This is a genomic window from Klebsiella sp. CD33 (assembly GCF_051992865.1).
Taxonomy (GTDB): domain Bacteria; phylum Pseudomonadota; class Gammaproteobacteria; order Enterobacterales; family Enterobacteriaceae; genus Klebsiella; species Klebsiella pneumoniae.
Genome location: NZ_CP197023.1, coordinates 495124 through 517149, shown reverse-complemented (window position 1 = coordinate 517149; position 22026 = coordinate 495124). Strand labels below are relative to the sequence as shown.

Here is a 22026-nt window from a genome sequence, read left to right as displayed (position 1 = left end):
ATAATGAGCATGGTGTTATCATGGGAAAAAATATCCGCTGGATTATCGTCCTGTTATTATTTTTAGTATATATGATAAATTATCTGGACCGGGTGGCATTATCCATTACGGTCCCGATGATTGAAAAGGACCTTGCACTTAACGCTGAACAATTCGGCATTATTTTCGGCAGCTTTTTCTTCGGCTATGCGGTATTTAATTTTATTGGCGGTTTGGCCGTGGATAAGTTTGGCGCAACGCTGGTAATGGGCCTGGCGGTCGGTCTGTGGTCGCTGTTTTGCGGCTTAACCGCGGTAGCCACCGGCTTTTATTCCATGCTGGTGCTGCGGGTGCTTTTCGGGATGGCGGAAGGCCCGATCTGCGCATCGGCGAACAAGATGATCAACGGCTGGTTTCCTAAAAAGCAAGCGGCTACCGCCGTCGGCTTTCTCAGCGCAGGCTCTCCGCTGGGCGGCGCGGTCGCCGGCCCCATCGTCGGTTACCTGGCCCTGGCATTCGGCTGGCGCCCGGCTTTTATGATTATTTTCGCTATCGGTATTGTATGGATGATAGCGTGGTTTTTCATTGCCGCTAATTCGCCCGAAAAGCACAAAAAAGTCAGCCAGGAAGAACTTAAGCTGATTAATAAAATGAAAGAAGAAGAAGTCGCGCTGGAAACAATAGAAAATCAAACAACTCACTCGCTGGGTTATTATTTGAAACAGCCAATTATTCTGGTAACGGCCTTTGCCTTCTTCTGCTACAACTATATTCTGTTTTTCTTTCTCAGCTGGTTCCCGTCCTATCTGGTACAACAGCACCATCTGGATATTAAACAGATGAGCCTTACCACTATGATCCCATGGATAGTCGGCTTTGTCGGTCTGGCGCTTGGGGGCTATATTTCCGATAAAATTTTTAAACTCACCGGGCGCCTGCTGCTGTCGCGCAAAATTGTGCTGGTGGTATGCCTGCTGATGGCCGCTATCTGCGTGGGACTGGCGGGTACCGTCAGCAGCGTCGTGCCTGCCGTTCTGCTGATGTCGGTCTCTATCTTTTTCCTCTATGTAACCGGGGCGATCTACTGGGCGATTATCCAGGACGTGGTGCATAAATCCCGCGTCGGCGGCGCCAGCGGCTTTATCCATCTTATCGGCAGCGTCTCCGGCATCGTGGGGCCGATTGTTACCGGCTATATCGTGCAGTCTACTGGTAAATTTGACAGCGCTTTCGTACTCGCCGGCACTATCGCCGCGCTTGGCGCCCTGCTGGTGCTGTTCGTGATCAAAACTCCGCGTGTGACGATGAAAGCCAGCCAGGCATAAATGGCAGGAGCGCGATGTCCGGCATTGTTCCGGACATCACGCTCGTACTTCTCACTCAGCCTGGGGAGCAACCCAGCTACGGCCCAGCGCCGAGCCCTGAGCGCCCTGCTGATTCAGATAACGATCCAGTTCAACCATGCCGGTCCAGCGATTTTCACACCACAGCGGCGCCAACAACGTGGGCCGACGGGCGCTGGCGGAAATACGGTGGTAGATCACCTCCGGCGGCGTATGGCGGATCATCTCTCCAGCGGTGACGGTATACGCCTCCAGCTCAATGCCATCGAGACGCCCGGCCTGCCACGCTTTGGCCATAATGCTGCCTTTCACAATATGCAGTGGATGCAATTTGATCCCATCCACGCCGGTCGCCACTACCTGCTCCAGCGTCTGCAGACAATGCCCCTGGCTCTCTCCGGGCAGACCGACGATCAGATGCGCACAGACTTTCAGCCCCCGCTCTCGCGCCAGGCGCGCGGTACGCTGATAACAGGCGAAATCGTGTCCACGGTTAATGCGATGCAGGGTCTTGTCATGAGCAGTTTGCAGCCCCAGCTCCAGCCATACCTCATACCCTTGCTGATGGTATTCACTCAGCAGGTCAAGGACCGCCTGCGGAACGCAGTCCGGGCGGGTGCCGACGCACAGGCCAACGATATTTGCGGCACTGACGGCCTGACGATACATTGAACGGAGCACCTGCACTTCAGCGAAGGTGCTGGTGTAGGCCTGAAAATAGGCCAGATAGCGCTTCGCCCGGTTGACGAGCTGCGCCTGATGAGCGAGCTGTTCGGCGATAGAGCGATGCTGCTGCGCCTCATCGGCAAACGATGCCACGTTACAGAAAGTGCAACCGCCGCGGCCCAGCGTGCCGTCGCGGTTTGGGCAGCTAAAACCGCCGTGCAGCGTTAGCTTATGGACCTTTTCGCCATAGCGACGCATAAGATCCCCACCAAACATATTGACTAATTTCTGTAACTGCATAATCTGATAGACCGCCCTCAACAAAGGGGGCCAAGCCTGCCACTTTTCGTCACCGATGGCGATGACCTGGATCAATCGTCAGCGCGGCGATCAACCCTATTGCATAAACAATCAATATTACTGCAATTTCATTCAACCCCCAGGTGATGAGTTTTCCTTATATTTTATCTTAGCATTGCCCTAATCTGCTTTCTGGTAAAAAACGGTATTAATGTCCAGTAGTTAAAAATATTGCAGTCAAATATGCTAATAATGAAATGTATTTCAGCGCATATTGGTAATGCAAAGCCGCGTGCACAGTGAGACAGATCACACTAGCCGCACCACCAGCAGGCGTATTAAAAGCATAAAAATTGCCATTATTTTCTTTAATAACAATTAGTTAACTTGTGTATAGCACATTTTTGTATTAATAAGATTGCCATTTGACGTAAGTGTGGATTCCCGATAAGTTGGGAATCCGCTGGAAGCTTTCTGGATGAGCACTCTGCTCATCATATTTATGCAGTAATTGAGATTCCCTCTTAACAGCAAGTCCTCAAACTTGTGTACCGATGCGAAAAGGATTTAAAGAGGGCGAATGCGAGGTGTAAACCCCGTCGCCATGCTCTTTCTGTGCCTGTGCGCAATCGGTATCGGAGGGTGTCCGTAGAGCCTGGGGAGGTTCACTGATATGTTGTACGACAAATCCCTTGAGAGGGATAACTGTGGTTTCGGCCTGATCGCCCACATAGAAGGCGAACCTAGCCACAAGGTAGTGCGAACCGCAATACACGCACTGGCCCGCATGCAGCACCGTGGCGCAATCCTTGCCGATGGTAAAACCGGCGACGGTTGCGGTCTGCTGCTGCAAAAACCCGATCGTTTCTTCCGCATCGTTGCCGAAGAGCGCGGCTGGCGTTTAGCCAAAAACTACGCCGTTGGGATGCTGTTCCTGAATAAAGATCCTGAGCTGGCTAAAGCGGCGCGCCGCATCGTTGAAGAAGAACTTCAGCTTGAGACCCTGTCGATTGTCGGCTGGCGCGATGTGCCGACCAACGAAGGCGTGCTCGGTGAAATCGCCCTCTCCTCGCTGCCCCGTATTGAGCAAATCTTTGTCAACGCCCCGGCTGGCTGGCGCCCGCGCGATATGGAGCGCCGTCTGTTTATTGCGCGTCGTCGCATTGAAAAACGCCTGCAGGAAGACAAGGATTTCTACGTTTGTAGCTTGTCCAATCTGGTCAACATCTATAAAGGTCTGTGTATGCCGGCGGATTTGCCGCGCTTCTACCTGGACCTCGCGGACCTGCGCCTGGAGTCGGCTATCTGCCTGTTCCACCAGCGCTTCTCCACCAACACCGTACCACGCTGGCCGTTGGCGCAGCCGTTCCGCTACCTGGCGCACAACGGTGAAATTAACACCATTACCGGCAACCGCCAGTGGGCCCGCGCCCGTACCTATAAGTTCCAGACCCCGCTGATCCCAGACCTGCACGACGCCGCGCCGTTCGTTAACGAAACCGGCTCCGACTCCAGTTCTATGGACAACATGCTGGAGCTGCTGCTGGCCGGCGGGATGGACATCGTGCGCGCCATGCGTCTGCTGGTGCCGCCAGCCTGGCAGAACAACCCGGATATGGATCCGGAGCTGCGTTCGTTCTTCGACTTTAACTCCATGCATATGGAGCCGTGGGACGGCCCGGCGGGCATCGTCATGTCAGATGGCCGCTACGCGGCCTGTAACCTCGACCGTAACGGTCTGCGCCCGGCGCGCTACGTCATTACCAAAGATAAGCTCATCACCTGCGCCTCCGAAGTCGGCATCTGGGATTACCAGCCTGACGAAGTGGTCGAGAAAGGCCGCGTGGGCCCGGGCGAGCTGATGGTTATCGATACCCGTGCCGGACGCATTCTGCACTCAGCGGAAACCGATGACGATCTGAAGAGCCGCCACCCGTATAAAGAGTGGATGGAGAAAAACGTTCGTCGCCTGGTGCCGTTCGAAGATCTGCCGGACGAAGAGGTTGGCAGTCGCCAGCTGGATGACGACACGCTCGCCAGCTACCAGAAACAGTTTAACTACAGCGCGGAAGAGCTGGACTCCGTCCTGCGCGTGCTCGGCGAAAATGGCCAGGAAGCAGTCGGTTCGATGGGCGATGACACGCCTTTCGCCGTGCTCTCCAGCCAGCCGCGCATTATCTACGATTACTTCCGTCAGCAGTTCGCCCAGGTGACTAACCCGCCGATCGACCCGCTGCGCGAAGCGCACGTCATGTCGCTGGCTACCAGCATCGGCCGCGAAATGAACGTCTTCTGCGAAGCGGAAGGCCAGGCGCATCGTCTGAGCTTCAAATCGCCGATCCTGCTGTACTCCGATTTTAAACAGCTGACGACGATGGAAGAAGAGCACTATCGCGCCGACGTCCTCGATATCACGTTCAACCCGGCAGAGGCCTCCCTCAGCGAGACGGTGAAAGCGCTGTGCGATAAAGCGGAGCAAATGGTGCGCGACGGCACCGTGCTGCTGGTGCTCTCTGACCGCAACATCGCCAAAGACCGTCTGCCGGTACCGGCGCCGATGGCCGTTGGCGCGATCCAGACCCGTCTGGTCGATAAAAGCCTGCGCTGCGATGCCAACATCATCGTTGAAACCGCCAGCGCCCGCGATCCGCACCACTTCGCCGTGCTGCTCGGCTTTGGGGCGACGGCTATCTATCCATACCTCGCCTACGAAACGCTGGCGAAGCTGGTCGACAGCAAAGCCATCGATAAACCGTACCGTGCGGTGATGCTGAACTATCGCAACGGTATCAATAAAGGTCTGTATAAGATCATGTCCAAGATGGGGATCTCGACCATCGCCTCCTACCGCTGCTCGAAGCTGTTCGAAGCGGTCGGTCTGCATCGCGATGTCTCCGATCTCTGCTTCCAGGGCGTGGTCAGCCGCATCGGCGGCGCCAGCTTCGACGACTTCCAGCAGGATCTGCTGAATCTGTCGAAACGCGCCTGGCTGGCGCGTAAGCCGCTGGCCCAGGGCGGTTTGCTGAAATATGTGCACGGCGGCGAATATCATGCCTACAACCCGGACGTGGTGCGCACCCTGCAGCAGGCCGTGCAGAGCGGCGAATACAGCGATTATCAACAATACGCGAAATTGGTTAACGAACGTCCAGCGGCCACGCTGCGCGACCTGCTGGCGCTCAACCCAGGCGAAGACGCTATCAGCATCGACGAAGTAGAGCCGGCGAAGGAGCTGTTTAAACGCTTCGATACCGCGGCGATGTCGATCGGCGCCCTGAGCCCGGAAGCGCACGAGTCGCTGGCGGAAGCGATGAACAGCATCGGCGGCTTCTCCAACTCCGGTGAAGGCGGTGAAGACCCGGCGCGCTACGGCACTAATAAAGTGTCGCGCATCAAGCAGGTCGCGTCCGGCCGCTTCGGCGTCACGCCAGCCTACCTGGTCAATGCCGACGTCATCCAGATCAAAGTCGCCCAGGGGGCGAAACCGGGTGAAGGTGGCCAGCTGCCGGGTGATAAAGTCACCCCGTACATCGCTAAACTGCGCTATTCGGTACCGGGCGTCACGCTGATTTCCCCGCCGCCGCACCACGATATCTACTCTATCGAGGATCTGGCGCAGCTGATTTTCGACCTCAAGCAGGTCAATCCGAAAGCGATGATTTCGGTCAAACTGGTTTCTGAGCCGGGCGTTGGCACCATCGCCACCGGCGTGGCCAAAGCCTATGCCGACCTGATCACCATCGCCGGCTACGACGGCGGCACCGGGGCGAGCCCGCTCTCTTCGGTGAAATATGCCGGCTGTCCGTGGGAGCTCGGCCTGGTGGAAACCCAGCAGGCGCTGGTCGCTAACGGTCTACGTCATAAGATCCGTCTGCAGGTGGATGGCGGCCTGAAAACCGGTCTCGATATCATCAAAGCGGCGATCCTCGGCGCGGAGAGCTTCGGTTTCGGTACCGGCCCGATGGTCGCGCTGGGCTGTAAATACCTGCGTATTTGCCACCTGAACAACTGCGCTACCGGCGTGGCGACCCAGGATGACAAACTGCGTAAGAATCACTATCACGGTCTGCCGTTCAAAGTGACCAACTACTTTGAATTTATCGCCCGTGAGACCCGCGAGCTGATGGCCCAGCTGGGCGTCAAGCGTCTGGTGGATCTGATTGGCCGCACCGATCTGCTCAAAGAGCTGGATGGGTTCACCGCCAAGCAGCAGAAACTGGATCTGGGTAAACTGCTGGAGACCGCAGAGCCGCATCCGGGCAAAGCGCTGTACTGCACCGAGAACAACCCACCGTTCGATAACGGCGTGCTCAACGCCCAGCTGCTGCAGCAGGCGAAACCGTACGTGGATGAAAAGCAGAGCAAGACGTTCTGGTTTGATATCCGTAACACCGACCGCTCCGTGGGGGCCTCGCTGTCCGGGTATATCGCCCAGACCCATGGCGACCAGGGACTGGCGGGCGACCCGATCGTCGCTCACTTTAGCGGCACCGCGGGCCAGAGCTTCGGCGTGTGGAACGCCGGCGGCGTGGAACTGCATCTGACTGGCGACGCCAACGACTACGTCGGGAAAGGCATGGCGGGCGGTCTGCTGGCCATTCGTCCGCCGGTGGGCTCTGCGTTCCGCAGCCATGAAGCCAGTATTATCGGCAACACCTGCCTGTACGGCGCGACCGGTGGTCGTCTGTACGCCGCAGGCCGCGCGGGCGAGCGTTTCGCCGTGCGTAACTCCGGCGCCATCACCGTGGTGGAAGGCATCGGCGACAACGGCTGCGAATATATGACCGGCGGCATCGTCTGCGTGCTCGGAAAAACCGGCGTCAACTTCGGCGCAGGGATGACCGGCGGCTTTGCCTATGTCCTGGATGAAGATGGCGACTTCCGCAAACGCGTGAACCCGGAGCTGGTGGAAGTGCTGGACGTTGATTCTCTGGCCATCCATGAAGAGCACCTGCGCGGTTTAATCACCGAGCACGTACAGCTTACCGGTTCGCAACGCGGCGAAGAGATCCTCGCCAACTGGCCGGCCTTCTCCGCGAAGTTTGCGCTGGTTAAACCAAAGTCCAGCGATGTTAAAGCACTGTTGGGTCACCGTAGTCGTTCCGCAGCTGAGCTGCGGGTGCAGGCGCAGTAAGGGGTTAAGATGAGTCAGAACGTTTATCAATTTATCGACCTGCAGCGCGTTGATCCGCCAAAGAAACCGCTGAAGATCCGTAAAATTGAGTTTGTGGAAATTTACGAGCCGTTTTCAGAAGGCCAGGCCAAGGCGCAGGCGGATCGCTGCCTCTCCTGTGGCAACCCGTACTGCGAATGGAAGTGCCCGGTGCATAACTACATCCCGAACTGGCTGAAGCTGGCCAACGAGGGGCGTATTTTTGAAGCGGCCGAGCTGTCGCATCAAACCAACACTCTGCCGGAAGTCTGCGGGCGCGTCTGCCCGCAGGACCGCCTGTGTGAAGGCTCCTGTACGCTGAACGATGAGTTCGGCGCGGTGACCATCGGCAACATCGAACGCTATATCAACGATAAGGCATTCGAGATGGGCTGGCGTCCGGATCTCTCCGACGTGAAGCCGACCGGTAAAACCGTCGCGATCATCGGCGCTGGCCCGGCGGGCCTCGCCTGCGCCGACGTGCTGACCCGTAACGGCGTCAAGGCGGTGGTATTTGACCGCCATCCGGAAATCGGCGGCCTGCTGACCTTCGGTATCCCGGCGTTCAAGCTGGAAAAAGAGGTGATGACCCGCCGCCGGGAGATCTTCACCGGCATGGGCATTGAGTTCAAACTCAATACCGAAGTGGGCCGCGACGTGCAGCTCGACGACCTGCTGAAGGAGTACGATGCGGTGTTCCTCGGCGTCGGGACCTATCAGTCGATGCGCGGTGGACTGGACAACGAAGACGCTCCGGGTGTTTACGACGCGCTGCCGTTCCTGATCGCTAACACTAAGCAGATCATGGGCTTTGGTGAAACCGCCGATGAGCCCTATGTCAGCATGGAAGGCAAACGCGTGGTGGTGCTCGGCGGTGGCGATACCGCGATGGACTGCGTACGCACCTCCGTCCGTCAGAATGCGGCGCACGTGATCTGCGCCTATCGCCGTGACGAAGAGAACATGCCCGGCTCAAAACGCGAAGTGAAAAACGCGCGCGAAGAAGGCGTTGAGTTCCAGTTTAACGTCCAGCCGCTGGGCGTGGAAGTGAATGCCAACGGTAAGGTTTGCGGCGTGAAGATGGCGCGCACCGAAATGGGCCAGCCGGATGCGAAGGGCCGCCGCCGCGCGGAGATCGTCCCCGGCTCTGAGCACGTGGTGCCGGCTGACGCCGTAGTCATGGCGTTTGGCTTCCGTCCGCACAGCATGGAGTGGCTGGCGAAGCACAGCGTCGAACTGGACTCCCAGGGCCGTATTATCGCCCCGGAAGGCAGCGAAAACGCCTTCCAGACCAGCAACCCGAAAATCTTCGCCGGTGGCGATATCGTTCGCGGTTCCGATCTGGTGGTCACCGCGATTGCCGAAGGCCGTAAAGCGGCGGACGGGATCCTCAACTACCTTGAAGTCTGATTAGGTCCGGAACCTCACGCATAAAAGCCCGATGGTTAACGTCATCGGGCTTTTTTATTGCTCATTCGCCGGGCAAACCGCCGCTTTCAGCGCCGTATTATACCAGCCGCAGATATGCTCCAGGCGGGTAATCGCCGAGCCGACGGTCACCGCCCACGCGCCGCAGCGCATCGCCTCCGCCGCCTGGGCAGGCGTGTTATAGCACCCTTCGGCAATCACTCTGCAGCCCGCCGCGCTCAGGCATTGCACCAGCGCCAGATCCGGCTCATCCGGCGTCTCTTCTGCGGTATAGCCGGAGAGAGTCGTGCCGACAATCTCAGCCCCCAACTGCCAGCACTCGAGAGCATCGTCGAGAGATGAGCAATCGGCCATCGCCACTTTCCCCAGCCGATGAATTTCTGCTAATAGCGCCGACACTGACGCCGGACGCTGACGCTGGGTGCCGTCAATAGCAATAATATCCGCTCCGCCCTGCGCCAGCGCGTCGATATCTTCCAGCCATGGCGTAATACGCACCGGGCTATCGGGCAAATCGCGTTTGATCAACCCAATAACGGGCACCGTCACTAACGGACGAACGGCCTGCAGGTTGGCCAGGCCTTCGATGCGCAGCGCTACCGCTCCCGCCTGCTCAGCCGCCAGCGCCATTGCCGCGACGATAGCGGGATTATCCAGCGGACTGCCCGGCACCGGCTGGCAGGAGACAATTAATCCGCCATGATGACGGATACGCTGGTCCAGTTGTGCGAGTAAAGACATGTCTGCTCCCTAAAAACTACCTGTGGCGATGACGATACCAGCCATGGGACGCCTCGTTTGTGGCAGAGTTAACAAAGCGGACAGACAAAAAAACAGGCCCCGCAGGGCCTGTCAGAGAAGGGATTTACTTCACCACGCGCAGCGCCGGGCGACCACCGCGCGGCGGCGGCGTGTCGTCAGGATCGTCGTCGTGATTATCCGGCTTATCGCCATCGATCACCGACATCACCGTTTCGCTTTCACTCTCCGGCGCGACGTCATCATCGTTGAGGCTGCTGACGTCTTCGTCATAGGCCGCTTCCGGTTCGAACATCGTACCAGCGCCGTTCTCACGGGCGTAGATGGCGAGTACCGCAGCCAGCGGGACAGACACGTTGCGTGGTACCCCGCCAAAGCGCGCGTTGAAGCGCACTTCGTCGTTCGCCAGCTCGAGATTGCCTACCGCACGCGGGGCAATATTGAGAACGATTTGCCCATCGCGCGCGTACTCCATCGGCACGAGCACGCCCGGCAGCGTCACATCCACCACCAGGTGCGGCGTCAGCTGGTTATCCAGCAGCCAGTCATAAAACGCCCGTAACAGATACGGGCGACGCGGCGTCAGCTGTGATACATCCATTATTTAGCCCCGACCGAGGCGCATTTCACGCTCGGCTTCAGTTAAAGAAGCGAGGAAGGAATCACGCTCAAATACGCGAGTCATATAGCCTTTGAGCTCTTTCGCGCCAGCGCCAACCAGCTCCACACCAAGAACCGGCAGACGCCACAGCAGCGGCGCCAGGTAGCAGTCCACCAGGCTGAACTCATCGCTCAGGAAGTAAGGTTTCTGGGTGAAGACCGGCGCGATGGCCAGCAATTCTTCACGCAGCTGCTTACGCGCAGCATCAGCTTGCGCTGCGGTACCGCTCTGGATGGTGTTCATCAGCGAATACCAGTCCTTCTCGATACGTTGCATATACAGGCGGCTTTCACCACGCGCCACCGGATAAACCGGCATTAACGGCGGGTGCGGGAAACGCTCATCCAGATACTCCATAATGATGCGGGATTCCCACAGAGTGAGCTCACGATCCACCAGCGTCGGTACGCTTTGATTCGGGTTGAGGTCAATCAGATCCTGAGGCGGGTTATCCTTCTCCACGTGCTCTATCTCAAAACTGACACCCTTCTCGGCCAGCACAATGCGGACCTGATGGCTATAGATGTCAGTAGGACCAGAAAACAGCGTCATTACCGAACGTTTGTTGGCAGCGACAGCCATGAAAACCTCCAGGTATATTCAGAATTTTGTACTGCTGCCGGCCACTCATGACCAGCCAGATGTAAAAACCCCATTAGCGCGATGTCACCTTCGTTCACGAATAAAACAAAAAATGAACAATCACCAGCATTTGGGCAGAAAATTGGATGATAGTTTACCAGATTTTGAAGACGTTGTGGTGAGGGGATTCTGGAAATGCTGAAAAAGTGGCGAGAACCGGCGCTATGCTTGTGGATAACAGCCGTTTTATCCATAAAAAAACCCGCCGAAGCGGGTTTTTTCGCAAATTGTTCTGCGTGAGCAGAAAACAATTAACGTTTGGAGAACTGCGGACGACGACGTGCTTTACGCAGACCGACTTTCTTACGTTCAACCTGACGAGCGTCACGAGTAACGAAGCCAGCTTTACGCAGTTCGGAACGCAGGGACTCGTCGTACTCCATCAGAGCGCGGGTGATACCGTGACGGATCGCACCAGCCTGACCAGAGATACCACCACCTTTAACAGTGATGTACAGATCCAGTTTCTCAACCATGTCGACCAGTTCCAGCGGCTGACGAACTACCATGCGGGCAGTTTCACGACCGAAGTACTGTTCCAGAGAACGCTGGTTGATAACGATTTTACCGTTGCCCGGTTTGATGAAAACGCGAGCTGCGGAACTTTTGCGGCGACCAGTGCCGTAGTATTGATTTTCAGCCATTGCCTATAATCCCGATTAGATGTCAAGAACTTGCGGTTGCTGTGCCGCGTGGTTGTGCTCGTTACCCGCGTAAACTTTCAGTTTACGGTACATAGCACGACCCAGCGGGCCTTTTGGCAGCATGCCTTTAACCGCGATTTCAATCACACGCTCAGGACGGCGGGCAATCATCTCTTCAAAGGTCGCTTCTTTGATACCACCGATGTGGCCGGTGTGGTGGTAGTACATTTTGTCTTCGCGCTTGTTGCCGGTAACAGCAACTTTTTCTGCGTTCAGAACGATGATGTAATCACCGGTATCAACGTGCGGAGTGTATTCCGCTTTGTGCTTACCGCGCAGGCGACGAGCCAGTTCAGTAGCCAGACGGCCCAGAGTTTTACCGGTCGCGTCAACAACATACCAGTCGCGTTTTACGGTTTCTGGTTTAGCTGTAAAAGTTTTCATTAAAAGCTTACCCAAATAATAAGTTACACGTTGGTGAACACCCAAACGTTTAGTCAGTTGAGGTTCACACGACATTGTCCAGCAAACCTACCCCTTCGAATAGCCTATGCCGGCGCATAGAAAGTTTCGGGAAAAAAACCTTCTCGTAACGTGGGGTCGCAAGATTATAGAGAAGTCGGGGTCAAAGATCGACCCCTTTATGAGATTTTTCAGGCCGCGCCCGGGGCGGCCTTACGGCCCTGAATCCGCCTGAAAAAGTCACCTGTCAGGGCATATGCGGACGTTTGAGGTACTCTTCGCTCTGCATCTCCTGCAGACGCGAGAGACAGCGCTGGAACTCAAACTTCAGCCGCTCGCCCTGGTAAATGTCGTACAGCGGTACTGCCGCGCTGACCACCAGCTTTACATGGCGCTCGTAGAACTCATCCACCAGAGCGATAAAGCGGCGGGCCTCGCTCTCCAGCTGCGCGGTCATCACCGGCACGTCGAACAGCATCACCGTATGGAACAGTCGGGAGAGCGCGATATAGTCATGCTGGCTGCGCGCATCCACGCATAGCGTGGCGAATGACGCCGCCAGCGTCTGGTTTTCTACGCCGAGGGTAGGCAGCTCGCGATGGTTAATCTCCAGCGTCGGCCCGGCAGCGCGCGGCGCGCCCGCCAGCGCGAGCCACAGTTTATCCATCTGTTCGCGGGTGTCGTTATTCAGCGGCGACAGCCACAGGTGCGCCTGCGTCAGGGTACGCAGTCGATAATCGATGCCGGCATCGACGTTCATAATATCGCAATGCTGCTTGATGGCGTCGATCGCCGGCAGAAAACGGGCCCGCTGCAGGCCATTACGATAGAGTTCATCCGGCGGAATATTGGAGGTCGCCACCAGGGTGATGCCGCGGGCGAACAGGGCTTTCATCAGCCCGCCCAACAGCATGGCGTCGGTAATATCGGAGACAAAAAACTCGTCGAAACAGAGCACGTCGGTTTCCGCTTTAAAGCGGTCGGCGACGATCTCCAGCGGGTCGCTATGTCCCTGCAGGGTGGTCAGCTCTTCGTGTACGCGCAGCATGAAACGATGGAAATGCAGGCGCTGTTTACGCTCGCCCGGCAGGCTCTGGTAAAACAGGTCCATCAGCCAGGTTTTGCCTCGCCCCACGCCGCCCCACATATATAGGCCGCGGACAGGTGCCGTCCCGGCAGCCGGCTCGCGCTTACCCAGCAGTTTGCCGAATTTCGCGCGCAAACCGCCGCCTGACGCGACCGGCGCGGGCTGCGTCTGCAGTTCCTGGTAAATGGTATCAAGGCGGCTCACCGCTTCTTGCTGGACGTCGTCGGGTTGATGGCTGCCCTCTTTCAGGGCTAAAAGGTAACGCGATGTTGGAGACAGGCTTTGCATGATCTAATTGTTATTCCTTGAAAACCGTAATGCCGAAGCTCACGATTGACGAAAAAAAGGCCGTTCTACACTACGCGATGATACGCCAGGATTCCACTTCTGTGGAATTAGCGGTTATAGTGGCACTATCGGGCGCAGGCGGAGAGCCTAAGAGCCACCCTACGGAACCACAATACAACGGGAGATGTTCATGACCTGGGAATACGCGCTAATTGGGTTAGTCGTCGGTATCATCATTGGTGCCGTCGCCATGCGTTTCGGCAACCGCAAACTGCGCCAACAGCAGGCGCTGCAGTACGAACTGGAAAAGAATAAAGCCGAGCTTGAAGAGTACCGTGAAGAGCTGGTGAGCCACTTTGCGCGTAGCGCCGAACTGCTGGATAACATGGCGCACGACTATCGTCAGCTATATCAGCATATGGCGAAAAGCTCTAACAACCTGCTGCCGGACTCGATGGCAGACGCCAACCCGTTCCGCAACCGTCTGGAAGAGTCTGAAGCCAGTAACGATCAGGCGCCGGTCCAGATGCCGCGCGACTACTCCGAGGGCGCATCCGGTTTACTGCGCGGAGGCGCAAAACGCGATTAAGCCTCGCTGCGATTAAAATATTCTCCGGGCGCGCCCGTCGCGCCCGCTCCTTCCCCCACTTCCCGGCTACAATTTAAACCAGTCCCCACGTTGTTACCTGTGCAAAAATTCAATAACATCAGGTTATTCAGGACATTTTTCCATACACCTCAGGTTACGAGAGCCAGCATCTAATGAAGAAACAGACTTTGCTGTTGAGTGCGTTAGCGTTAAGCATTGGGTTATCGTTGTCGGTCCTGCCTCCGGCAGCGGCATCCTTACCGACTCAGGTGCCCGGCCAGGGCGCGTTACCAAGCCTGGCGCCGATGCTGGAAAAGGTTCTGCCGGCGGTAGTTAGCGTACAGGTGGAAGGCACCGCCTCGCCGACGCTCAATATGCCGGAAGAGCTGAAAAAATATTTTGGCGATAACGCCCCGCAGGAGCAGGCGCAGCCGTTTGAAGGGCTCGGCTCCGGCGTTATCATCGACGCGGCGAAAGGCTATGTGCTGACCAATAACCACGTCATCAATCAGGCGCAGAAGATCAGCGTCCAGCTGAACGATGGCCGTGAGTTCGATGCCAAACTGGTCGGGAGCGATGAACAGAGCGATATCGCTCTGCTGCAGCTGATTAAGCCAGACCACCTGACGCAAATCGCCATTGCTGACTCTGATAAACTTCGCGTCGGCGACTTCGCCGTCGCCGTCGGCAACCCGTTCGGCCTTGGCCAGACCGCCACATCCGGCATTATCTCTGCCCTTGGCCGCAGCGGCTTGAACCTTGAAGGGCTGGAGAATTTCATTCAGACCGACGCCTCGATTAACCGCGGCAATTCCGGCGGCGCGCTGCTGAACCTCAACGGCGAGCTTATCGGGATCAACACCGCGATCCTCGCGCCGGGCGGCGGCAGCATCGGCATCGGCTTTGCCATTCCAAGCAATATGGCGAAAACCCTCGCCGACCAGCTTATTCAGTTTGGCGAAATCAAGCGCGGCCTGTTGGGCATTAAAGGCATGGAAATGAGCGCCGACATCGCCAAAGCGATGAATCTCAACGTTCAGCGCGGCGCCTTCGTCAGTGAAGTCCTGCCAAACTCCGGCTCCGCCAAAGCGGGGATTAAATCCGGGGACGTCATCGTGAGTCTGAACGGCAAACCGCTGAACAGTTTCGCCGAACTGCGTTCGCGGATCGCCACCACCGAGCCGGGTACCAAGGTCAAACTGGGCCTGCTGCGCGATGGAAAGCCGGTCGATGTCGAAGTGACCCTGGATAAGAGCACCTCCTCAACCGCCAGCGCGGAACTGATTATCCCGGCGCTGCAGGGGGCCTCGTTCAGCGACGGCCAGATGAAAGATGGCACCAAAGGAGTGGTGATCGATAATGTGGATAAAGGCAGCGCCGCCGCCCAGGTCGGTCTGCATAAGGATGACATTATCATTGGCCTTAACCGGCAGCGTATTCACTCGATTGCCGAACTGCGCAAAGCGCTCGAAGGCAAACCGCCGGTCATCGCCCTGAACGTGATCCGCGGCAACGAAAGCATCTATCTGCTGCTGCGCTGATTGTCTCTCCGGGCATCGCCGCCATGTGCGATGTCCGGACAACTCATGCTATGCTGCGCCTGACCATTCATTAACGATATCTGCATCATGCCTGGAAAGTTATTACGTTCAGTACTCATCGGTTTGCTTGTCGGGGGTCTGCTGCTGGCCCTGATGCCCTCGCTGCGCCAGTGGCAGTTGGCGCCGACTACCCAGAACGATACGGCAGACGACTCCCCGGCGAGCTATAACGCCGCGGTGCGCCGCGCGGCGCCCGCCGTGGTGAACGTCTATAACCGCGCCCTGAACAGCACCAGCCATAATCAGCTGACGCTTGGCTCAGGGGTGATTATGGATCAGCGCGGCTATATCCTGACCAACAAGCATGTTATCAACGATGCCGATCAGATTATCGTCGCCCTGCAGGACGGCCGCGTCTTCGAAGCGCTGCTGGTAGGATCCGATTCCCTCACCGATCTCGCCGTGCTCAAGATCAATGCTACCGGCGGGCTGCCGGTGATCCCGATCAATCCGAAACGCACGCCGCACATCGGCGACGTGGTGCTGGCGATTGGCAACCCTTATAACCTGGGGCAGACCATCACCCAGGGGATTATCAGCGCCACAGGGCGCATTGGCCTCAATCCGACCGGCCGCCAGAACTTCCTGCAGACTGACGCCTCGATCAACCACGGTAACTCCGGCGGGGCGCTGGTGAACTCTCTCGGCGAGCTGATGGGGATTAACACCCTTTCCTTTGACAAGAGCAATGACGGCGAAACGCCGGAAGGCATTGGCTTTGCGATCCCGTTCCAGTTAGCGACCAAAATTATGGATAAACTGATCCGCGATGGCCGGGTGATCCGCGGCTATATCGGCATTAGCGGCCGGGAGATCGCCCCGCTGCACGCGCAGGGCGGAGGGATCGATCAGATTCAGGGGATCGTCGTTAACGATGTCGCCCCGGACGGTCCAGCGGCGCAAGCCGGGATCCGCGCCAACGACGTAATCATCTCCGTGAATGACAAACCCGCCGTCTCGGCACTGGAGACGATGGATCAGGTGGCCGAGATCCGCCCGGGATCGGAAATTCCGGTGGTCATCATGCGTGATGATAAGAAAATCACGCTCCATATCGCCGTCCAGGAATACCCGGCCACCAACTAAACGGCTCCCCGTTTGGGGAGCCACGTTAATCGCTAAATACCGGACCGGCCGGGAATCTGACCAGAAACCCGGTTTCCATGAATGCTGGACAATAAAAAGCCGGAACAGCGGTTCCGGCTCTTCTGTTAGGGCGAGATTACTTGTTGACGAAGTCTTCGCCGAGCGCGATATCTTTCTTCAGGGTGTCCAGCATGCCCTCCAGCGCCTGCTGTTCAAAGGCGCTGAGTTTGCCGATAGACTGTCGCTCTTCCACGCCGTTTTTCCCCAGCAGCAGCGGCTGGGAGAAGAAACGCGCATAGTGGCCGTCGCCTTCCACGTAGGCGCACTCCACCACGCCTTTTTCCCCCTGCATGGCGCGAACCAGAGAGAGACCAAAACGGGCAGCCGCCTGGCCCATCGACAAGGTCGCCGACCCGCCGCCCGCTTTCGCTTCCACGACTTCGGTACCGGCGTTCTGAATACGTTTAGTCAGGTCGGCAATTTCCTGATCGCTAAAGCTGACGCCGGGGATCTGCGACAGTAAAGGCAGAATGGTGACCCCGGAGTGACCACCAATGACCGGGACTTCCACCTCGGTTGCCGATTTACCTTTCAGCTCCGCCACAAAGGTATTGGAACGGATGATGTCCAGCGTGGTAACGCCGAACAGTTTGTTTTTATCGTACACGCCGGCTTTTTTCAGTACTTCGGCGGCGATAGCCACGGTGGTATTCACCGGGTTGGTGATAATGCCGATGCAGGCCTGCGGGCAGGTTTTGGCAATCTGCTGCACGAGGTTCTTCACGATACCCGCATTCACATTAAACAGGTCGGAACGATCCATGCCGGGCTTACGCGCCACGCCCGCGGAGATCAGCACTACATCCGCGCCTTCCAGCGCCGGAGTAGCGTCTTCACCGGAAAATCCTTTAATTTTTACATCTGTGGGGATATGACTTAGATCTACCGCCACGCCCGGCGTAACCGGAGCGATGTCGTACAACGAGAGCTCTGAACCTGAAGGCAGTTGGGTCTTAAGTAGTAGGGCAAGCGCCTGGCCGATACCACCGGCAGCGCCAAGGACTGCAACTTTCATCCTAAACTCCTTATTATGGTTAATTTAGTCTTTCGTTATTCCGTCGCCTGGACCTTAATTCACAAGATGAACAATTACAATGATTATGGCTGAAGAATGCATTATTGTGCGTAGCAATAGAACAGCGGCGCACTTTATGCTTCCTGACTGACCATCCAGCAAAGCGAAGTACCGGATCGACTATTGGTTACAATACACCCAGCCAGTTGCGCAAAACAACACCAACTCAATAACATTTCATTTACTTTTACATGGCTTTAAGCGTTGTGATGAGAACATGTTCCTTATACGGTTTTTTTGCTAAAATATGCCCCCTTCATAACATTATTGACCTATCCTTTCGCGGATTATTTGCATAAAAATTCATGGTTATGCATAATGATGTTGATTTTACCACCATAATCTGGGTGACTTATGCGAAGTTCGGCAAAACAAGAAGAACTGGTTAAAGCGTTTAAAGCGCTGCTTAAAGAAGAGAAATTCAGCTCGCAGGGAGAGATCGTCCAGGCGCTGCAGGAAGAGGGCTTCGAGAATATCAACCAATCGAAGGTTTCCCGCATGCTCACCAAATTTGGCGCGGTGCGTACCCGTAACGCCAAAATGGAAATGGTCTATTGCTTGCCTGCCGAGCTTGGGGTACCGACCACCTCCAGCCCGCTGAAGAATTTGGTGCTGGATATCGACTATAACGATGCCGTAGTAGTGATTCATACCAGCCCCGGCGCCGCGCAGCTGATCGCCCGTCTTCTCGACTCGCTGGGCAAAGCGGAAGGCATTCTTGGCAGTATCGCCGGGGATGACACCATCTTTACCACGCCTGCGCGCGGTTTTACGGTGAAAGATCTGCACGACGCCATTCTGGTTCTGTTTGAGCAGGAACTCTGAGTAATTCCCCTCTGGCTACCGTCAGAGGGCGACTCCCTTTTCTTTTGCCTCTCCCCCCTTCCGGCACAACAACTATTTAACACTTAGTGTCATTTACGCCGTCTATACGTTCTTTTACTAACGCGAAAATCGTAAAACGCACAAAAGATCAAATTCGTATACCTTTATGAATTTATTAGAAATAAATCTTATCGCTGTCGCTAACGTGTCATTTTTAATTCTTATCCGTTATAAAAAGCGCAATCTATTGTAACTATTAACGCACAAAACAATTAGCATGGTATTAATATTTTTAGTGATTAGTGTATACTTGGTTTTGTGATGAGGGTCACGAAACAAAGACCCCCAACAAAAAGATTCGACGAGGTGAACATCATGAAAATCAAAACCACTGTAGCTGCTATCAGCATCCTGTCCGTCGTGTCGTTTGGCGCTTTCGCCGCTGATATTATCAACAGCGAGCAGGCCCAGGGCCGCGAGGCCATCGGCACGGTTTCCGTCGGCGCGGTAGCATCTTCCCCGATGGATATGCATGAAATGCTGAACAAAAAAGCGCAGGAAGAAGGGGCTTCTTCTTACCGCATTATTGAAGCCCGCACTGGCGATCACTGGCATGCCACTGCTGAGCTGTATAAATAAGTTTTAGACGTCAACGATTAACCTGACAAAAATTCTCTACCGCGGCCCGGCGACATACATCGCCCCGCCGCGGCAAAACAAAGACTGGAGTAAAGATTATGAAACGCGCAATGATCATCGCATCCCTTGGCCTGGCTTCCCTTCTCTCTTTCGGTGCCAGCGCGGCTGTCCAGCAAGTGAACGCAGAGCAAGCCCAAAATCTGCAATCCATGGGCACCATCTCCGTATCCCAGGTAGGTAGTGCGCCAATGGACATGCGTCAGGAACTGGCGGCTAAAGCCGAGAAAGAAGGCGCCAGCAGCTACCGTATTATTGAAGCACGTACCGGCGATAGCTGGCACGCCACCGCTGAGCTGTACAAATAAACCCTCGTCGTCTTATTTCGACGACTTGCCCCCGCCTGCCGGGGGCTTTTTTATGCTTGTCGGGCATTAAAACGCAACTCCCCCTCCAGCTCTTCCTCTGCTTCATCAAACAATAAAATCAATGCGCCAAAGCGCCGGCGCTGCTTGTCATTTAAATGGATGAACTCAATATCCAGCGGCAGCGGTAGCAGGCCACCGGTCACTGCGTCCCATAGCGAATCCAGGTTGTTGACCTTATCCTGAGCCAGCTCGAAGGTTCGGGAAAACTCCCGGTAGAAATCCTGTTGTTCGGCGATTTCGTCAAAATCAAACGTATAGGTGGTCATGACAGCCCCTCCCGCTTCTCTTTCTGTCGCCGTTAAGTATAGCGATAAAAAAACCGACGCCTGGGCGTCGGTTTATGGGTTAGCTGCTGGTCAGCACATGCTGGTACTTATGCAACATCTCAACCAGTCGCCGTACCGGCTCGGTAACCTGCGGCGAGGCCTCCCAGACCCGCAGCTTCTCCTGATAGACATCAAGCTCCGCCAGCAGCTGGGTAAAATAGCGCCGACGCTTATCATCGCTGCCGGCGGAGATCACATGGTCCGCGGTTCGTCGCAGCTGACGATGGAAGGCGGAGAGATCGTCATTCACCGGCACGGGCGCATCGCGCAAGCGCTGATGGGCGATGATTAACGTCAACGCCAGACGGAAACGGGCGACGTCACCTGGGAATTTATTGAGTAATAAAAACAGCTGCTGATAGAGCGCGGGCAGATGATTTTCTTTGCGACGCGCCGAGTTGGTGGTCAGCGAAGAGACCGCCGCGGAGACAAACTGGTTCAGCAGCACCCGACCGGTTCTGGCCCGGGAGTTATCCCTGACAATAAGAATAACCATCAGAGCGAGGAAACAGCCGACGATCTGCCCCAGCGCGCTATCGAGGAACTGGCTGAACTGGAACTGCATCGGATTATCCAGCACCAGAATGTTGATGGTGCTCGCCAGCGCCCCCAGCGATCCGAGACGCCTTTTCTGCACTTCGATCCCGATAAAGAACGCCATCGCCGCCAGGCTGATGCAAAGCAACAGCATGCTCTGCTGCGTCGCCGGCATGATCACCAGGAAGTACAAGGTGCCCAACGGTAACGCCGCCAGGGTGCCATAGAGGAAGTCTATCGCCACCATTCGGGGATTCGGCAGGCGCATCGCCAGCGCGGTAACCACGGCGATCATTACCATCGCGCCGCTGCCTGAGGTCCAGCCCGTCCACAGCCAGAATAGCGTTCCGAGAATACAGGAGACAGAGGTGCGCCAGAAGTTCACCATCGCGTGATGACGTTCGGCGGACTCCACTTTAACCACCGTTTCGCCGCGCAACACGCCATCCTCGATACGGCTGATTTTAGTATTCCCCACCACGCCGCGCTTAAGCAGCAGGTAACGCGTGGCGGCGCCCACCCAGCTATAAATCGTGACCGGGGTATTATGCTCGCCTTTCCAGGTCAGGAAGCGGCGCATGCGCTTCAGCTGCTGGTGAACATCCTGCACCGTCTCAACCGGCTCGGCGAACAGCTCGCGATAGTCGTCCGTGACCATTTCCGGGCGTGAGTTCTGAATCAGATAGGTTTCGCAAGCCTGGGTGATAAGGGTTAGCGAAAGGGTGTTGATCGCCTTCAGGCGCTGATTGGCCTTTGCCCAGCGTGAGGATTCCATAATCAGGTTACTACGCATACCTTCCAGCGCCGTAGTGCGGCGTACCAGCGCTCCCCAGGCTTGATCCACTTCCTCTTTTTCACCGTGCGCGACGCATAACTGCATCAGCTTATACTGTGCAATCAGCAGATTATCGAGCTCGAGGTCGATCTCTTTTTTAATCGAACGCGGCGAAAACAGGAGATCGGCGACGATGGCGCTGACAATACCGATGACAATTTCGCTGCAGCGTTCGACAGCAAACTGCGGCGCCAGCATCGGATTGGTATGGATGGTAATAATGATAATCAGCGCGGTGTACCCGGCCAGCCCCCAGGCATAGGAGTTTTCGACCTTGACCAGCGACGAAACCCAGGTACAAAACCCGGCCCACAGACAGCAGACCAGCATCATCAACAGAGGCGCGCGGATCATCAGGATGATGATAACCAGCGCCGCAATACAGCCAATAAAGGTCCCGGCAATACGCAACATACCGCGATAGCGGATCGCGCCGGAGTACGGTTCGCCGCCAGCAGCAAAGGCCGGCCCGGCGGCGACGATCGCTGCCGTCAGTACCGCCCAGCGCGGCGTTTCGAGCTGAAAATGGAAACCGACAAACAGCGCCAGCACCACCGCGCATGCAAGCTTAATGGCAAAGCGGAGATGCCGGGGAGCAATGGTATATGTCCCCATAG

The 22026-nt window shown here is 56.3% G+C and carries 20 protein-coding genes; 9 read left to right on the top strand and 11 right to left on the bottom strand.

The annotated features are described in order from the left end of the window. Positions 1–20: 20 nt before the first annotated feature. Entirely contained in the window at positions 21–1304 is a 1284-nt protein-coding gene (locus ACR809_RS02495) for an MFS transporter (RefSeq protein ID WP_004188427.1), read from the top strand. A gap of 51 nt (positions 1305–1355) precedes the next feature. On the opposite strand, the gene ACR809_RS02490 is transcribed toward ACR809_RS02495, so the two are convergent. Then, complete coding sequence (locus ACR809_RS02490) at positions 1356–2288, bottom strand: TIGR01212 family radical SAM protein (protein WP_002918455.1); 933 nt, start codon at positions 2286–2288, stop codon at positions 1356–1358. 673 nt (positions 2289–2961) lie between these two features. Between ACR809_RS02490 and gltB the strand changes: the two genes are divergently transcribed. Together gltB and ACR809_RS02480 are read left to right on the top strand one after the other, a co-directional pair. Next, a complete protein-coding gene (gene gltB, locus ACR809_RS02485) occupies positions 2962–7422 on the top strand; it encodes a glutamate synthase large subunit (RefSeq protein WP_004144939.1) in 4461 nt (1486 codons plus the stop codon). Between the two features lie 9 nt (positions 7423–7431). Beyond that, positions 7432–8850 carry a glutamate synthase small subunit gene (locus ACR809_RS02480; protein ID WP_002918461.1) on the top strand — a complete coding sequence of 473 codons (1419 nt, stop codon included), beginning with the start codon at positions 7432–7434 and terminating at the stop codon, positions 8848–8850. A gap of 54 nt (positions 8851–8904) precedes the next feature. Here ACR809_RS02480 and ACR809_RS02475 read toward each other — a convergent pair whose 3' ends face one another. From ACR809_RS02475 to zapE, 7 genes are all read right to left on the bottom strand, one after another. After that, positions 8905–9609, bottom strand: a complete 705-nt coding sequence (locus tag ACR809_RS02475; RefSeq protein WP_108452370.1) for an N-acetylmannosamine-6-phosphate 2-epimerase — start codon at positions 9607–9609, stop codon at positions 8905–8907. Positions 9610–9733: 124 nt separating this feature from the next. Next, a complete protein-coding gene (gene sspB, locus ACR809_RS02470) occupies positions 9734–10228 on the bottom strand; it encodes a ClpXP protease specificity-enhancing factor (RefSeq protein WP_002918465.1) in 495 nt (164 codons plus the stop codon). Positions 10229–10231: 3 nt separating this feature from the next. After that, positions 10232–10870, bottom strand: coding sequence for a stringent starvation protein SspA (gene sspA / locus ACR809_RS02465; protein WP_002918467.1), 639 nt, complete (start codon positions 10868–10870; stop codon positions 10232–10234). Further along, the gene (locus ACR809_RS02460; protein ID WP_135801240.1) at positions 10840–11124 is read right to left on the bottom strand and encodes a hypothetical protein; all 285 of its coding nucleotides are present in this window, start codon (positions 11122–11124) and stop codon (positions 10840–10842) included. The genes sspA and ACR809_RS02460 overlap by 31 nt, the downstream gene beginning before the upstream one ends. Before the next feature lie 57 nt (positions 11125–11181). After that, on the bottom strand, positions 11182–11574 hold the full coding sequence (rpsI, locus tag ACR809_RS02455; protein ID WP_000829818.1) for a 30S ribosomal protein S9: 393 nt from the start codon (positions 11572–11574) through the stop codon (positions 11182–11184). A gap of 15 nt (positions 11575–11589) precedes the next feature. Further along, positions 11590–12018 carry a 50S ribosomal protein L13 gene (gene rplM, locus ACR809_RS02450; RefSeq protein ID WP_002918559.1) on the bottom strand — a complete coding sequence of 143 codons (429 nt, stop codon included), beginning with the start codon at positions 12016–12018 and terminating at the stop codon, positions 11590–11592. Between the two features lie 265 nt (positions 12019–12283). Continuing rightward, complete coding sequence (zapE, locus tag ACR809_RS02445; protein ID WP_004144945.1) at positions 12284–13411, bottom strand: cell division protein ZapE; 1128 nt, start codon at positions 13409–13411, stop codon at positions 12284–12286. A 190-nt stretch (positions 13412–13601) separates the two neighbouring features. Here zapE and zapG point away from each other — a divergent pair, with 190 nt between their 5' ends. From zapG to degS, 3 genes are all read left to right on the top strand, one after another. After that, positions 13602–14000 carry a Z-ring associated protein ZapG gene (zapG, locus tag ACR809_RS02440; protein WP_002918565.1) on the top strand — a complete coding sequence of 133 codons (399 nt, stop codon included), beginning with the start codon at positions 13602–13604 and terminating at the stop codon, positions 13998–14000. Positions 14001–14173: 173 nt separating this feature from the next. Next, positions 14174–15541 carry a serine endoprotease DegQ gene (gene degQ / locus ACR809_RS02435; RefSeq protein WP_004174125.1) on the top strand — a complete coding sequence of 456 codons (1368 nt, stop codon included), beginning with the start codon at positions 14174–14176 and terminating at the stop codon, positions 15539–15541. Between the two features lie 87 nt (positions 15542–15628). Then, a complete protein-coding gene (gene degS / locus ACR809_RS02430) occupies positions 15629–16687 on the top strand; it encodes an outer membrane-stress sensor serine endopeptidase DegS (RefSeq protein WP_002918568.1) in 1059 nt (352 codons plus the stop codon). A gap of 136 nt (positions 16688–16823) precedes the next feature. On the opposite strand, the gene mdh is transcribed toward degS, so the two are convergent. Continuing rightward, positions 16824–17762 carry a malate dehydrogenase gene (gene mdh / locus ACR809_RS02425; protein ID WP_002918570.1) on the bottom strand — a complete coding sequence of 313 codons (939 nt, stop codon included), beginning with the start codon at positions 17760–17762 and terminating at the stop codon, positions 16824–16826. A 414-nt stretch (positions 17763–18176) separates the two neighbouring features. Here mdh and argR point away from each other — a divergent pair, with 414 nt between their 5' ends. The 3 genes from argR to yhcN-B all read left to right on the top strand — a co-directional run bounded on the left by argR (position 18177) and on the right by yhcN-B (position 19651). Further along, positions 18177–18647 (top strand): transcriptional regulator ArgR, encoded by a 471-nt coding sequence (gene argR / locus ACR809_RS02420; protein WP_002918625.1) that lies wholly within the window; start codon positions 18177–18179, stop codon positions 18645–18647. Between the two features lie 375 nt (positions 18648–19022). Then, positions 19023–19286 carry a peroxide/acid stress response protein YhcN gene (yhcN, locus tag ACR809_RS02415; protein ID WP_002918626.1) on the top strand — a complete coding sequence of 88 codons (264 nt, stop codon included), beginning with the start codon at positions 19023–19025 and terminating at the stop codon, positions 19284–19286. A 98-nt stretch (positions 19287–19384) separates the two neighbouring features. Continuing rightward, positions 19385–19651, top strand: coding sequence for a DUF1471 family stress response protein YhcN-B (yhcN-B, locus tag ACR809_RS02410; RefSeq protein ID WP_002918627.1), 267 nt, complete (start codon positions 19385–19387; stop codon positions 19649–19651). Between the two features lie 50 nt (positions 19652–19701). Here yhcN-B and ACR809_RS02405 read toward each other — a convergent pair whose 3' ends face one another. Together ACR809_RS02405 and aaeB are read right to left on the bottom strand one after the other, a co-directional pair. Beyond that, positions 19702–19977: a barstar family protein gene (locus ACR809_RS02405; RefSeq protein ID WP_002918629.1), complete on the bottom strand. Its 276-nt coding sequence runs from the start codon at positions 19975–19977 to the stop codon at positions 19702–19704. Positions 19978–20056: 79 nt separating this feature from the next. Continuing rightward, positions 20057–22024 carry a p-hydroxybenzoic acid efflux pump subunit AaeB gene (gene aaeB / locus ACR809_RS02400; RefSeq protein WP_002918632.1) on the bottom strand — a complete coding sequence of 656 codons (1968 nt, stop codon included), beginning with the start codon at positions 22022–22024 and terminating at the stop codon, positions 20057–20059. Between the last annotated feature and the right edge of the window lie 2 nt (positions 22025–22026).

Coding starts and splice junctions, on each gene's coding strand:
- sspB (WP_002918465.1), bottom strand. CDS start 10,228: ATGGATGTATCACAGCTGACGCCGCGTCGCCCGTATCTGTTACGGGCG.
- yhcN-B (WP_002918627.1), top strand. CDS start 19,385: ATGAAACGCGCAATGATCATCGCATCCCTTGGCCTGGCTTCCCTTCTC.
- degQ (WP_004174125.1), top strand. CDS start 14,174: ATGAAGAAACAGACTTTGCTGTTGAGTGCGTTAGCGTTAAGCATTGGG.
- ACR809_RS02490 (WP_002918455.1), bottom strand. CDS start 2,288: ATGCAGTTACAGAAATTAGTCAATATGTTTGGTGGGGATCTTATGCGT.
- ACR809_RS02405 (WP_002918629.1), bottom strand. CDS start 19,977: ATGACCACCTATACGTTTGATTTTGACGAAATCGCCGAACAACAGGAT.
- rplM (WP_002918559.1), bottom strand. CDS start 12,018: ATGAAAACTTTTACAGCTAAACCAGAAACCGTAAAACGCGACTGGTAT.
- ACR809_RS02480 (WP_002918461.1), top strand. CDS start 7,432: ATGAGTCAGAACGTTTATCAATTTATCGACCTGCAGCGCGTTGATCCG.
- sspA (WP_002918467.1), bottom strand. CDS start 10,870: ATGGCTGTCGCTGCCAACAAACGTTCGGTAATGACGCTGTTTTCTGGT.
- zapG (WP_002918565.1), top strand. CDS start 13,602: ATGACCTGGGAATACGCGCTAATTGGGTTAGTCGTCGGTATCATCATT.
- rpsI (WP_000829818.1), bottom strand. CDS start 11,574: ATGGCTGAAAATCAATACTACGGCACTGGTCGCCGCAAAAGTTCCGCA.
- yhcN (WP_002918626.1), top strand. CDS start 19,023: ATGAAAATCAAAACCACTGTAGCTGCTATCAGCATCCTGTCCGTCGTG.
- mdh (WP_002918570.1), bottom strand. CDS start 17,762: ATGAAAGTTGCAGTCCTTGGCGCTGCCGGTGGTATCGGCCAGGCGCTT.
- ACR809_RS02495 (WP_004188427.1), top strand. CDS start 21: ATGGGAAAAAATATCCGCTGGATTATCGTCCTGTTATTATTTTTAGTA.
- argR (WP_002918625.1), top strand. CDS start 18,177: ATGCGAAGTTCGGCAAAACAAGAAGAACTGGTTAAAGCGTTTAAAGCG.
- zapE (WP_004144945.1), bottom strand. CDS start 13,411: ATGCAAAGCCTGTCTCCAACATCGCGTTACCTTTTAGCCCTGAAAGAG.
- degS (WP_002918568.1), top strand. CDS start 15,629: ATGCCTGGAAAGTTATTACGTTCAGTACTCATCGGTTTGCTTGTCGGG.
- aaeB (WP_002918632.1), bottom strand. CDS start 22,024: ATGGGGACATATACCATTGCTCCCCGGCATCTCCGCTTTGCCATTAAG.
- ACR809_RS02460 (WP_135801240.1), bottom strand. CDS start 11,124: ATGGATAAAACGGCTGTTATCCACAAGCATAGCGCCGGTTCTCGCCAC.
- ACR809_RS02475 (WP_108452370.1), bottom strand. CDS start 9,609: ATGTCTTTACTCGCACAACTGGACCAGCGTATCCGTCATCATGGCGGA.
- gltB (WP_004144939.1), top strand. CDS start 2,962: ATGTTGTACGACAAATCCCTTGAGAGGGATAACTGTGGTTTCGGCCTG.